Consider the following 13,520-nt stretch of genomic DNA (forward strand, 5'->3'; position numbering starts at 1 on the left):
AATGCCTTCCGTGTTCGAGACATCTGCGACTGCCACCCCGATCACCTTCGTCACCAAATCGAGCTGGGAGGCCGTGCGCGAGACACTTCCGCCGGCGCAACGCCAGTTCGCCATTGCCAGCGCCTTCACCGCCAAGCCGGGCGGCTATCTCGCACTGCCTGCGCCTGACGGGACGATCGCGCAGGTGCTGTTCGGCCTCGAGGACGACGGCGCCAGATCGCGTGATCCGTTCCGGCCGGGCGCGCTGCCCGGCTTGCTGCCGCCAGGCACCTATCGCTTTGCCAATTCACCGCACGATGTACGGCTCGCGGCGCTCGCCTTTGCGCTGGGGTGCTATCGCTTCGCCCGCTACCGCAAGGCTGACAGGCCCGATGTCCGGCTGGTGCCGCCTGATGGTGTCGACGCCCCCGAGATCGACCGCATGGCCGATGCCGCGATGCTGGCGCGCGATCTGATCAACACGCCGTCCAACGACATGGGACCGGAGGAACTGGCCGCGGCTGCGCAAGCCCTCGCGGTCGAGTACGGCGCGAGCTTCGCCTGCATCATCGGCGACGAATTGGAGAAGGACTTCCCGCTGATCCACGCCGTCGGTATGGCGTCGGATCGCGCGCCGCGGCTGATCGACATCGGCTGGGGCGACCTCGCCCACCCCAAGGTGACGCTGGTCGGCAAAGGCGTCTGCTTCGACACCGGCGGGCTCGATCTGAAGCCGTCGAGCGGCATGCTGATCATGAAGAAGGACATGGGCGGCGCCGCCAATGTGCTGGCGCTGGCGCGCATGGTGATGGACGCGAAGCTGAAGGTGCGCCTGCGCGTGCTGATTCCGGCCGTGGAGAACGCGGTCGCCGGCAATGCCTTCCGCCCGCTCGACATCTTCACCTCGCGCAAGGGCATCACCGTCGAGATCGGCAACACCGACGCGGAGGGCCGGCTGGTGCTTGCCGACGCGCTGGCACTGGCCGACGAGGAGAAGCCCGAGTTGCTGATCGACCTGGGCACGCTGACCGGCGCCGCACGCGTCGCGCTGGGGCCGGATTTACCGCCCTTTTACACCAATGATGAGACGCTGGCCGCCGACGTCGCGCGTTGCGCGGTGCAGGAGAACGATCCGTTGTGGCGCATGCCGCTGTGGCCGCCTTACGATGCCTGGCTGGACTCCAAGACCGCCACCATCACCAACGCGCCGTCGGGTGGCTTTGCCGGCTCGATCACTTGCGCGCTGTTTTTGCAACGCTTCGTCGAGCAGGCCAGAAGCTGGCTGCATGTCGACATCTATGGCTGGACACCGTCGGCGAAGCCGGCGCGGCCCGAGGGCGGCGAATGCCAGGCCGCCCGCGCCATCTACAAGATGCTGAGCGAGCGCTATGCATGATATCAGGCTGACACCGGCGCGCGGCGACCTTGCCGCCAAATATCTCGAAGGCAAGGTGCAAGCCGATCGCTTCGTCGCGGGCGAGGAATTCGAGGTGGTCGCGCCCATCGCGCCGGTCCGCGAGCAGCCGTCATCGGGCGCAATGCTGATGACGGAAGCGCTGCGCGGCGAGCGGGTCACGGTCTACGATCGCAACGGCGAGGGCTGGGCCTGGGGCCAACTCGGCGGCGACGGCTATGTCGGCTGGCTCCCGGACGCCACGCTGATGAGGCCGGCGGCCGCACCGACACACAAGGTCAGCGCGCTACGGACGCTCGCCTTCCCCGGCCCCTCGATCAAGCTGCCCCCGGCCGACATGCTGGTGTTGGGATCGATGCTCACGGTCGCGCGCGAGGACGGCAGTTTCTCAGTCACGCGCGAAGGCGCGTTTCTGCCGAAGATCCATCTCGCGCCGCTCGATCATCGCGAGCCGGACTTCGTTGCGGTCGCCGAGCGCTTCGTCGGCACGCCCTATCTCTGGGGCGGCAAGAGCAGTCTCGGCATCGACTGCTCCGGCCTCGTCCAGGTCTCGCTGACATCATCAGGCACCGGCTGCCCGCGCGACAGCGACATGCAGCAGGAGGGCCTCGGCCGCGCGCTGGAGCCGCACGAGCGAGGCAGCTTGCTGCGCGGCGATCTGATCTTCTGGAAGGGCCACGTCGCCATCGTCCGCGACGCCAGCACCATGGTCCACGCCAACGCCCATCACATGGCAACGGTGATCGAGCCGATCGAGCCGGCGATTGCGCGGATCAAGGCCGCCGGAAGCGAGGTCGTCGCGATCAAGCGACTGTAGCCTGCCGCATCGAAAATGCATTGCGTCTGCTTTAGTCTCGGAAGGCGACATCGAGGCGTCCAAGCCCATGTCTGCGTTGGGCCAAAAGCTGCCATCATGATCCTCAAGCACCTTTGCCAACTGAAGGCGTCTAAGGTGAACCGGGCAGTTCAGTTGATGACTTTGTCTTCGTCGCCGCGCTTCTGCGGAAACGGCTTGCGAGTTTTTTGAGGCCTTCGACCGCTATCGCGAGGAACATCATCAACCACGTCGCAAGCGCGGCGCACCACAACAAGACTTCTAGCGTCTCCGGCATTGCAATCTCCCCGAATAGGCTTCCGGAAGTGAACTCGAGACTTGCTCGTTGAGAGGCTGACTACGAGGAATATCTCTGACCTGAAACGGCTGAAAACTGAAACACTTAGCACGATAAAAATGGCGCCCTTGGTGGATCGCTCGCCGGGGAGGTTTTAGTATCCCGAACCGCAGGATGATGCTGTACAATTGCCCTTTGCGTCCCGAAATCCGTCCGATATTCGACCGATATTTTCCGAAGCGGTCCACGAGGCCTCCTTTGCTCAAGCCCTCGCAGCTTTCGATTGTTGTTGGCGACCGGAAAGTGGACCTGGCTCGCGGGTTGCTGCTCGATGAACGAGGCGACATCGTGCCATTGCGCCCTCGAGCTTGGGCGGTGTTGCGGCTCCTGGCGCAACACGTTGGCCGCCTAGTGAGCAAGAATGAGATATTGGATAAGGTCTGGTCGGACTGCGAGGTCACCGAGGACTCTCTTGTCCAGGCCATCGGCGATATCCGACGAGCTCTGGGAGAGGCCGGCCGACTGGCCCTGAGGACCTTGCCTCGCCGCGGCTACATGCTGGTCGCGAATGGCGTGCCAATCGACGACCCGGTTTCTTCCAACGTTGCGACCTCGTCTCGGTCGGACAGCAACTGGGAACCGTCGGCTTCATCTTCGATTCCGCACCTGTCTATCGTTGTTCTACCATTCGCAAATAAATGCGGTGATGTGGAGCAGGAGTATTTCGTCGATGGCGTGACTGATAGTCTGACCACCGACCTATCGCGCATCGCCGGTGCGTTTGTCATCTGCCGCAGCACAGCGTTCACCTTCAAAGGCAAAGCCGTGGACGTGCGCCAGATCGGCCGTGAATTGAATGTGCGCTACGCCTTGGAAGGGTCGGTGCAACGCGGCAGCAACCGCTTTCGCGTGAACGTTCAGCTGAGCGACACGGAAACTGGAGCGCAGCTATGGGCCGAGCGCTTCGACAAGCTCGACGCTGACTTGCTGAACATGCAGGATGAGATCGTATCTCGGCTCGCCAATACCTTGAACGCCGAGCTCATCAAGGCCGAAGCGCGACGCGCAGAGCGGTCGCTGCGGCCGGACGCCATGGATCTCTATTTTCAGGGACGGGCTTTCCAGAACAAGGGAATAACGCCTGCGGTTATGGCGAGAGCGAGGGATTTTTTTGTGCGTGCCTTGGCGCTTGATCCCGACTGTATTGAAGCGGCGGTTGCCACTGCTCACGTCGATTTAGCGATCGGTTCTTCTTCCATGGTCGATGACGGATCGGTGCATTTCAGAGCCGCCGAGAAAGCGCTGAGCAATGTGTTGTTGCAGGCGCCGAACCATCCCAGAGCTCATATGTTTCTCGGCGCGATTCAAATTCGGACAAACCGCGCGGTGAAGGGAATCGCTGAATGTCAGCAGGCGCTGGCGCTCGACCCCAATTTGGCTGATGCGCACGGGTTCATTGCTCTTGGTAAGTATGCACTTGGGCGCGGCGAGGAAGTCGAGGGGCATATTCAAGAGGCGTTACGATTGTCCCCGCGCGATACCCGTACCTTTCTTTGGTTCATGTTCGTCGGGATGGCGAAGTTGATGATCAACGCGGATCTTGAGGCCCTCAACTGGCTTCGCCGGAGTATTGAGGCCAATCCCAACTACGCGCTCTCTCACTTTCACTTGGCCGGAGTGTTGGCCATGATGAGAGACATCAAGGAAGCGCGATCAAGTGCCGAAGTTGGCCTCGCACTGGATCCTGGTTTCACTATTCGTCGATACGACATCAGCGTCTCCTTCCTCTCCGACAATCCGGGATGGCTCGCAAGGCGTGAGTGCTTCTATGAGGCTATGCGCCTGGCCGGCGTACCGGAGGGGTGATATTGGCCTTGGAAGCGGCTCGGTCACGGATCTCCCAGCGTCAGATATGAGTTGCGAACGGACCCGGTTTGTCGCGGTAGCGTCCGAGTCGGGTCAGAAGCGGTCCCACGCCTACCCGGAAAAGCAGTTCCGCTATTGTCCAAAGCTGACGTTTAGGCGCGTTGTTCTGCCTAGCTCTAGGCAACCTGTTTCCAACGTCCAAGGGCGATCAGCGGCCTGCCCATGTTACGATTTGGCGGATCAGTGTTCGGCCGGATCGTCTGTCACGGCAGTCTGCTTGATCTCCCAAAGCGGAAGCGATTGGTCGCCCATCCAAAGGACTGCATCGGGCCAGAAGCGGTCATTCGATCACTTCGTCAGCCCGGACAAGGAGAGTCGTCGGCATTGGCAGGTCGAGCGCCTTCGCGGTCTTGAGATTTATGATCAACTCGAAGCGGGTCTGCTGGTAAAATGGAATGTCGCCCGGATTGTCACCTTTGAGGACCCGATAGACGAGGTTGGCGCAGCGCTGCTGAACATCTACAAGGTCGGTCGAATAAGCCATCAGACCGCCAACATCGACGAACGCGCGATAAGGATAAACTGCCGGAATCCGCGTGTTTGCGGCGAGTTCCGTAATGGCTTTGAGATAAGGAAGATGGTCCGGCTCGTCCGACACGACGAGTGAATCCACGCGATCTTGCTCCATCAAGCGAAAGGCGGGCTTGTATGCCTGCTCGCTGATCGTCGTTAGTAGCGTACCCAACATATTAATTCCGGCTTGCCGAGCAGCCTCCTGGACCGCCGCCGCCGAGCCAGACGTCCTCTCCCACAAAGCTTGCGACGAGAGGAAACGCGCATTGGCGAGATGTGGTCTCGCTTCTGCAAGCAGTCCAAGACGCTTTCCCCAAATTTGTATTCCAGCATCCACGCTGACTCCCGTGATGTTACCGCCGGGTCGGGCAATGCTTGGGACAAGCCCGAGTGCTATCGGATCGGCGGATATTGCAATAATGGGTATCGTCGCGGTCGCCGCTTTAAAAAGTAAAGCTAGAGGACCGGACATTGCATAGATCAAATCGGGCCGTGTGCCGACGACATCGTGAGCAAGATCGGCAAAATGCTTGATGCGTCCTTCCCCGGAATATCGTTCCACCGAGAGGTTTTGACCCTCAACATAGCCAAGTCGATCCAACTCTTCGAAGAAGGCACGAAAATATCGGTTGCCATTATTCATATCGCTGGTCTTGGTTCCCGGCGAAACGAGCGCGATTCGTTTCATCTTCGCTGGTAGTTGCGAACGCGCAAGGGTCGGCCACGTAACCGCACCGCCAACGAGGAGCTTGACGAAACCGCGCCGACGCACGCTTCCCCCTATTAAGCTGTCCAACGATCCTGCTCAGCCTAGCATCTCGCGCCGTGACTGCGAACGCGAAATGATCCGCGATGGTCTCGCGGCGCTGGCATACGCGACGCCTGCTTTGGGTCAATCGCGTCGTTTTGGCCCGATCAAACCGTGGTCTGGTCTTTTCCTCATTGCCGACATCAAGTGTCAGAGCGGGCTTGTCGCAATGGGCCAACAGCTGACGTGGCCTCGGTTCCTATCGTGGTTCTCTCAGATGCCAATCCCCATTCCGGTGCTCGATAGATTTCCGCAGCAACCTGAGCCGCTCCTGCTCAAACCCGGTGATCTCCAGCTGCCACTCCCTGTACTTAGCTGCGCTTATGGGAAGCTCGATAAGATGAAACCCAAAGGCGTCTTCGTACATCGCCACAAAATATTCTCGCGCGAGCTGGCTCGGGATACTGGGACCCAAAGCGTAGTCGTGATTTGGATCGCCCCCGCCGAACCTTACATTTAGGCGCTCCCGTTCTGGTCGCGGCCCGCGAATAATATCGAGCATCTGTAACCAAGCTGACCATGGCTCGCGGAGCTTCTCCCCTGAAGGACGCCCGGATTGGTCGGGAAGAAGCAGGAATGTAGGCCGATCTATAACCCGCACCTTGGCCAAAATCACTTGATCCATGGAGAGCAGGAGCTCGGGCTTCGGAAATGCGAGAGGCAACTCGTCCGAAAAGTAAGTGAGCGGGGGACTGTCGGACGCTCTTGCGAGGAGGCATGGCTGAGCAATTGCCAATGCCACGAGAGATAGCAGAATGAAGACGCGACGAGTGTTATGCATCGCAAAATTCGGGATGATCCGTTCGATAAAATTTGACTGGGAGAGCCTTACCACAAGATCGATCTCTAGTCTGCTTTGGGTCAATCGCGTCGTTCTGGTCCGATCGATGCCGCGTCTGCTTTACCCCTCATCGCCGACATTGACGCGCCGCGCCGAGTTTGTCGCGATGGGCCAACAGGCGATATCATTCAATCACCTCGTCAGCTTGAGCAAGCAAGATGGGCGGCACGGCAAGTCCAAGGGCACTTGCGGTCTTGCGATTGATGACAAGCTCGAACGTGGTTGGTTGTTCGACCGGAAGATTGGCTGGTTTGGTGCCTTTCAAGATCTTGTCCACATAGGTGGCGGCGCGTCGGAACAAGTCGGCGAAGCTCGCGCCGAACGACATCAGGCCTCCATCCTTCGGAAACTCGCGAAGTCCGTACACGGCCGGAAGGCGGTGAGCGGCAGCAAGAGCAATGATCCGGGGTCTATGTACGATGGTCAGAACGTCGTCGAAGACGATGAGAGCCTGGGCGTCGCCTCCTGTGGCGGCGGCGAACGCCGGTTCAAAATCCTCGGGCCTCCCCACTTCGAGAGACTGTAGGACTACGCCCAAAGTGCGTGCCGCCACCTCAGCCGTTCGCCAGAAGGTAGCGTGGACAGAGACTGTCGGGTTCTTCATTACAGCGATCCGCGCAAGGCCCGGCATCAACTCCTTCAGGAGTTGCAGTCGCTTTGCGATCATTTCCTCGTTGAAGAAGCTCAGTCCCGTCACGTTCCCGCCGGGGCGCGCCAAACTTTCCACGAGACCAAGGCCGACCGGATCGGCCGCAACCACAACAATGGGGATCGTTTGAGTAGCCTTCTTGGCCGCTATCGCAGCGGTGCTGTTGCTCGCCACCAGCACCTCCGGCTTGAGACCGATAAGCTCGGTCGCCAGCTCGGGGTACCGCTCGGCACGGCCCCCGGCCCAGCGCACCTCCAGCGCGATGGATTGACCTTCAACATACCCCAGTTCGGCAAGCCTCTGCCGAAATGCCGCAAAGATCCACGGCGCCGTAGCCTCATCGCCCCCAGCCAAGTACCCGACACGCCGAACCCTTGGTCGCTCCTGCGCGCCCACCACGACAGGCCGCGCAACCCAGGCGGCTGTTGCCCCACCGAAGAGTATTGCGAACTCACGCCGTCGCATTCCGCTCCCCAACGCTGACAACCAGCAAATCCTAACACAGCTATTGCCAATGAGCCGTCCGTTTAGGGTCCAAGTCCGGACATTATAGAGGAGGCGTATTCGCGTCCGGCCTCCGCGCGACAAAAATGGTGGAAATGCATTCCAGCACCGTCTCGCGCTTTTGATTGCGCAAGAGGTTTCGATTACGGACTATCCCCCTGTCAGGTTTCGACTTCGAGGCGCGCGCGCAGCTCCAGGATCGTCATTTCGAGATCGAGTGCGTCGCCAGGGCGTACCGGATTGGTCAGCTTAAGCTCCTCCCACCCCAGTCCCATCAGCACCTGGTAATGTGGTCGAAGCTGGCTCGAGAGCAGGATGTAGACCGCAAACGTATTCGATCCCGATGCCGTCAGTCCGCCAAACACCGATTTCGCCGCTGCTTCCTCGTCGATGTGGCGGGGTATCGGATCATATTGTTTGGCGAAGCGGATGATCTCATCCTTGGAGAGCAAATGCGGGCCAGCCGTGCTGCGGGCTCCGACTTGCAGTTCTTCAAAGTAAAGGTTGGTCATCGATGCTTCCGTCGATGAAGCGAGAGGCAATGCGATATCTACTCGCCGGTTCAACTGTTGACATTGTAACAGCCGGAATTGACCCCTGTTAGTGGCAATCTCTGGTTTAGTTCCGAGCCCGAGTCGGGTCACAAGCAGGGGTCATGGCAAGAACGGCCACGCGTCCGTGCCTGCCGCCGATAGCCGACATGGCCTGCCCTACTGTCGGACTGCAGTGCGCCCGGCCGCCCAGGTTCTCTCCAGAAACTCGAAGACGCGCCGCTTCGCCTCCTCCGTGATGCCGGGATTGAAGCGGTACACGATGTTGATGCCGCGGCGCGTCCGCGACGTCCCGTTCAAGTGATCGCAGTCCCAGCAATGCGTGGCATCCCGGAAAACGTACCATTCAACGGGTGCACCCGCCTCCTTGGCCGCCTGAAGCTTCCGCACGCATTCATCCGCCGGCGTCTCGACATCCTTGTCTCCCATCAGCACCAGGAGGGGATGGTCGATACTGTTGCGAACGATCTCGAACGGCGGCGCTCCGTTTGACGGTCTGATCGTGAAACACCCCGGATACAGTGCAACGGCAGCTTCAAAGCCTTGGCTGCCGGGCAGGACCTCACGCAACTCCTTGCTGCCGCCGATCAGCGCGACCATCGCTCCCCAGGAGAACCCGACATGGGCTATCCGCTTCTTGTCAATGTAGGGCAGTGTTCGCAGGTAATCCGCCGCCTGCATCGCGTCGCGCACGCCGCGTGGAAAGTTGACCCCGTTCTTCGATCCCTCGCAGACCGACGCGACGCCACGTTGATCCAGGGAATCGATCAACAGGACCACATAGCCATGCTGAATCGCGGCTCTTGCCCACTCACCCATCGAACGGTTGGGTTTTCCGTCCAGTGTCCGGAGGCCCGCGCATTGGTGATGCAGAACGATTGCCGGAAACGGCCCCGGTCCGTCGGGCTTCAGCAAAGCCATTCGTGAACCATTGACGGTCGCCGCGACGGACGGCGACGAGGGCAAGATAAGGTCTTTTGCCTGCGTCGCGATACCGAGCACCCCTTGCGCACCGGCGGGACACGACGCCAGGACAGCACCGGCAACGAGCGGGATGAACCATCTGATTGTCATGGATGCCTTTCTCTATCCGGCCGGCCTGCGATGGTGTGGCGCGCAATTTCTCAAATCGAGTCCAGATTGTTGTCGAGATCGAAGCGTCATTGGTCGCGCCGTCTCATCCGACGATCACCTCTGGACACCCTCGATAGCCTACCCGGAGAACCCGATTGGTTGAAAGTACAGCCGAATGTTACGTCTGCGAAGGGCGCCAGGAATAGCCGGAGAAATTACGTCGCGACCGCCCCGTCGCCCGCCGTCTCCAGCCGGAATGCCGCCGCGAACAGCGCGCGGGTGTAATCCGTCTTCGGGTTCTTGAACAGCTCCGCGGCCTGGCCTTCCTCGACCACCTTGCCGCCGCGCATCACGATGAGATGGCTGGCGAGCGAGGCGACGACGCGCAAATCGTGCGAGATGAACATGTAGGTGAGATCGCGCCGGCGCTGCAATTCGCGCAGCAGGTCGACCATCTGCGCCTGAATGAGCATGTCGAGCGCGCTGGTCGGCTCGTCCAGCACGATGAAATCAGGCTCCAGCACCACTGCACGCGCGATGCTGATGCGCTGGCGCTGGCCGCCGGAGAATTCATGCGGATAGCGATAACGCGTATCCGGCTTCAGCCCGACATCCTCGAGCGCCTTGACGACACGTGCCTCGCGCTCCTCGCGCGACAGCTTCGGCTGATGCACGGTAAGGCCTTCGGCAATGATGTCGTCGACCGACATGCGCGGACTGAGCGAGCCGAACGGATCCTGGAATACGATCTGCATGTCGCGCCGGTAGGGGCGCATCTCCTTGAAGCGCAGGCCCTGGATATCCTTGCCCAGGAACACGATGCGCCCGTTCGAGGAGATCAGCCGCATCAGCGCCAGGCCCAGCGTGGTCTTGCCCGAACCGGATTCGCCGACGACGCCGAGCGTCTCGCCCTTGCGTACGGCAATGCTGACGCCGTCCACCGCCTTGATGTGCCCGACCGTCTTGCGCATCAGGCCGCGCTTGATCGGAAACCACACCTTGAGATCATCAGCCGACATCACCACCGGCGCATCCGGCTGCGGCGGCGCCGGATCCGGCTTGGGCTCGGCCGCGAGCAGATCGCGCGTATAGGGATGCTTCGGAGTCCTGAAGACCTGTTCGACCGGCCCCTGCTCGACGATCTCGCCGCCCTTCATGACGCAGACGGTGTCGGCGATGCGGCGCACGATGCCGAGATCGTGGGTGATGAAGAGCAGGCTCATGCCGAGCCGGGCGCGGATCTCGGCGAGCAGAGCCAGGATCTGCGCCTGCACGGTGACATCGAGCGCCGTGGTCGGCTCGTCCGCGATCAGCAAGTCCGGTTCGTTGGCGAGCGCCATCGCGATCATCACGCGCTGGCGCTGGCCGCCGGAGAGCTGGTGCGGATAACTCTTGAGCCGCGTCTCCGGATCGGGAATGCCGACCTGCGTCAGCAGTTCCAGCGTCCGCTCGCGCGCCTTCGCATTGCTGGTCGGATTGTGCAGCTGGATGATCTCGCCGATCTGCGCCTCGATCGTGTGCAGCGGATTGAGCGAGGTCATCGGCTCCTGGAAAATGATGGAGATGTCGCTGCCGCGGATCTCCCGCATCTCCTGCTCGGTCCGGTCGATCAGTTCCTGGCCCTTGAAGCGGATGCTGCCCGAGGGATGCGAGGCACTCGGATAAGGCAGCAGCTTCAGGATCGAGAGCGCGCTGACCGACTTGCCGGAGCCGGACTCGCCGACCAGCGCCACGCATTCGCCGCGCTTGATCTGGAACGACACCTTGTCGACCGCAAGCGTCGTGTTGCCGCCCTGGTGGAAGGCCACCGAGAGGTTGCGCACGGCCAGCAATGGCTGGTTGATCGCGTCCATCACGCCCTCACTTGAAGGTCTTGCGCGGATCGAAGGCGTCGCGCACGGCTTCGCCGACGAAGATCAGGAGCGACAGCATGATCGCGACCGAGAAGAAGCCCGAGAAGCCGAGCCAGGGCGCCTGCACGTTGGACTTGCCCTGGGACAGCAGCTCGCCGAGCGACGGCGAGCCGGGCGGCAATCCAAAGCCGAGGAAGTCGAGAGCCGTGAGCGTCATGACCGACGAAGAGACGATGAACGGCAGGAACGTCATGGTCGCGACCATCGCATTCGGCAGCAAATGCTTGAACATGATCGTGGCGTTCGACACGCCGAGCGCGCGCGCCGCCTGGATGTACTCGAAATTGCGCCCGCGCAGAAACTCCGCGCGCACGAGCCCGACCAGCGACACCCAGGAAAACAGCAGCAGGATGCCGAGCAGCACGAAGAAGCCGGGCACGAGCACCGACGACAGGATCAGCAACAGATAGAGCGAGGGGATCGCGGTCCATATCTCGATGAAACGCTGGAACAGCAGGTCGACCCAGCCGCCGAAATAGCCCTGCACCGCGCCGGCCGCGATGCCGACCACGGACGAAACAATGGTGAGGCACAGGCCGAACAGCACGGAGATGCGGAAGCCGTAGATCAGCCGCGCCACCACGTCGCGGCCCTGGTCGTCGGTGCCGAGCCAGTTGTATTCGAGATCACGGCAGCTTTTGAGACCCTTCTTCTCGACGACGGGCTTGCACTGCGCCTCCGTCAGCATCCAGGTCGGCGGCGACGGCGCCGGCGTCGGCAAATCGAGATTGTGGGTGTCGTAGGAGTAGCGGATCAGCGGCCAGACGATGCTGCCGCCCTTGTCCTTGATCAGCTTTTGCAAATAGGGATCGCGGTAATCCGCGGCCGTCTCGAAGTCGCCGCCGAACGTGGTCTCGGAATAGGTGACGAAAGCCGGCCAGTAGAGATGACCGTCATATTTGACCATGAACGGCCGGTCATTGGCGATCAGCTCGGCGAACAGCGACACGACGAACAGGATCATGAAGATCCAGAACGACCAATAGCCGCGCCGGTTCGCCTTGAAATTCTGCCAGCGGCGCCGGTTGAGCGGCGACGGCGCGAACGGCTTGCGCGTGATCGGCACGGCGTCACCGAGCGGCGATTTCGCGGTGGTTTCGATCGGAGTCGGAGCGGTCAGCGTCATCAGACCTCCCGCGCCTCGAAATCGATCCGCGGATCGACCCACATATAGGCCAGGTCGGAGATCAGATTGACCACGAGGCCCACGAGCGAAAAGATAAAGAGTGTGCCGAAGACAACAGGGTAGTCACGGTTGAGAACGCTCTCGAAACTGAGCAGTCCGAGCCCGTCCAGCGAGAAGATCGTCTCGATCAGAAGGGAGCCCGAGAAGAAGGCGTGAATGAAGGTTGAGGGAAAGCCCGCGATGACGATCAGCATCGCATTGCGGAAGACGTGGCCGTAAAGCACCCGGTTCTCGCTGCAGCCCTTCGCGCGGGCGGTCATCACGTATTGCTTGCGGATCTCGTCGAGAAACGAGTTCTTGGTCAGGAACGTCATGGTGGTGAACGCACCTAACCCCATGGCGATCAACGGCAGGGTCAAATGCCAGAAATAATCGATGATCTTCCAGTACCAGGGAAATTGCGACCAGCCGTCCGACGTCAATCCGCGCAGCGGGAACCAGTTGAAGAACGAGCCGCCGGCAAACAGGATGATGAGGAGGATCGCGAACAGGAAGCCTGGAATGGCATAGCCGAGCACGAGCACGCTCGACGTCCATGTGTCGAAGCGCGCGCCGTCCTTCACCGCCTTGCGGATACCGAGCGGAATCGAGATCAGGTAGGTCAGGAGCGTCAGCCAGATGCCAAGCGAAATCGAGACCGGCAGCTTTTCCTTGACCAGCTGGATCACGCTGACGTCGCGAAAATAGCTGTTGCCGAAATCGAAGCGGGCGAAATTCCACACCATCAGCGCGAAGCGCTCCGGCGCCGGCTTGTCGAAGCCGAATTGCTTCTCCAGTTTCTTGATGAAATCAGGGTCGAGACCCTGCGCGCCACGATATTTCGAGTTGATGGCGTCGCCGCCGGCCCCCAGCTGCCCCGGCGCACGCTGCGCAAAGTCGCCACCGCCCGAAATGCGCGAGGTCCCGCCGGTGTCGGCGCCCGACAATTGCGCGATCACGCGCTCGACCGGGCCACCCGGCGCGAACTGCACGACGACGAAAGAGACGAACATGATTCCGAGCAGCGTCGGAATCATCAGGAGAATGCGGCGGGCGATATAGGCGCTCATG

Annotated in this window: 10 protein-coding genes; 3 read left to right on the forward strand and 7 right to left on the reverse strand. The window is 61.1% G+C overall.

Annotation, left to right across the window (positions count from 1 at the left end; genetic code table 11):
- Position 1 precedes the first annotated feature (1 nt).
- From JQ631_RS25440 to JQ631_RS25450, 3 genes are all read left to right on the forward strand, one after another.
- Positions 2–1,375 (forward strand): leucyl aminopeptidase family protein, encoded by a 1,374-nt coding sequence (locus tag JQ631_RS25440; RefSeq protein ID WP_212330618.1) that lies wholly within the window; start codon positions 2–4, stop codon positions 1,373–1,375.
- Positions 1,368–2,210 (forward strand): C40 family peptidase, encoded by an 843-nt coding sequence (locus JQ631_RS25445; protein WP_212330621.1) that lies wholly within the window; start codon positions 1,368–1,370, stop codon positions 2,208–2,210. Before JQ631_RS25440 ends, JQ631_RS25445 begins: the two co-directional genes overlap by 8 nt.
- Positions 2,211–2,763: 553 nt before the next feature.
- The gene (locus tag JQ631_RS25450; RefSeq protein ID WP_249160917.1) at positions 2,764–4,371 is read left to right on the forward strand and encodes a winged helix-turn-helix domain-containing protein; all 1,608 of its coding nucleotides are present in this window, start codon (positions 2,764–2,766) and stop codon (positions 4,369–4,371) included.
- 340 nt (positions 4,372–4,711) lie between these two features.
- Here JQ631_RS25450 and JQ631_RS25455 read toward each other — a convergent pair whose 3' ends face one another.
- The 7 genes from JQ631_RS25455 to JQ631_RS25485 all read right to left on the reverse strand — a co-directional run bounded on the left by JQ631_RS25455 (position 4,712) and on the right by JQ631_RS25485 (position 13,519).
- The gene (locus tag JQ631_RS25455) at positions 4,712–5,632 is read right to left on the reverse strand and encodes an ABC transporter substrate-binding protein (protein WP_212330624.1); all 921 of its coding nucleotides are present in this window, start codon (positions 5,630–5,632) and stop codon (positions 4,712–4,714) included.
- 1,085 nt (positions 5,633–6,717) lie between these two features.
- Complete coding sequence (locus tag JQ631_RS25460; RefSeq protein WP_249160919.1) at positions 6,718–7,596, reverse strand: ABC transporter substrate-binding protein; 879 nt, start codon at positions 7,594–7,596, stop codon at positions 6,718–6,720.
- 311 nt (positions 7,597–7,907) lie between these two features.
- The gene (locus JQ631_RS25465) at positions 7,908–8,258 is read right to left on the reverse strand and encodes a MaoC/PaaZ C-terminal domain-containing protein (RefSeq protein WP_249160921.1); all 351 of its coding nucleotides are present in this window, start codon (positions 8,256–8,258) and stop codon (positions 7,908–7,910) included.
- A 198-nt stretch (positions 8,259–8,456) separates the two neighbouring features.
- On the reverse strand, positions 8,457–9,371 hold the full coding sequence (locus tag JQ631_RS25470; RefSeq protein WP_212330630.1) for a dienelactone hydrolase family protein: 915 nt from the start codon (positions 9,369–9,371) through the stop codon (positions 8,457–8,459).
- Between the two features lie 215 nt (positions 9,372–9,586).
- Positions 9,587–11,224 carry an ABC transporter ATP-binding protein gene (locus tag JQ631_RS25475; RefSeq protein WP_212330633.1) on the reverse strand — a complete coding sequence of 546 codons (1,638 nt, stop codon included), beginning with the start codon at positions 11,222–11,224 and terminating at the stop codon, positions 9,587–9,589.
- 7 nt (positions 11,225–11,231) lie between these two features.
- Positions 11,232–12,410 (reverse strand): ABC transporter permease, encoded by a 1,179-nt coding sequence (locus JQ631_RS25480; protein ID WP_212330636.1) that lies wholly within the window; start codon positions 12,408–12,410, stop codon positions 11,232–11,234.
- The gene (locus JQ631_RS25485; RefSeq protein ID WP_212330639.1) at positions 12,410–13,519 is read right to left on the reverse strand and encodes a microcin C ABC transporter permease YejB; all 1,110 of its coding nucleotides are present in this window, start codon (positions 13,517–13,519) and stop codon (positions 12,410–12,412) included. The genes JQ631_RS25480 and JQ631_RS25485 overlap by 1 nt, the downstream gene beginning before the upstream one ends.
- Position 13,520 lies beyond the last annotated feature (1 nt).

The sequence above is a fragment of the Bradyrhizobium manausense genome (assembly GCF_018131105.1).
GTDB lineage: Bacteria > Pseudomonadota > Alphaproteobacteria > Rhizobiales > Xanthobacteraceae > Bradyrhizobium > Bradyrhizobium manausense_B.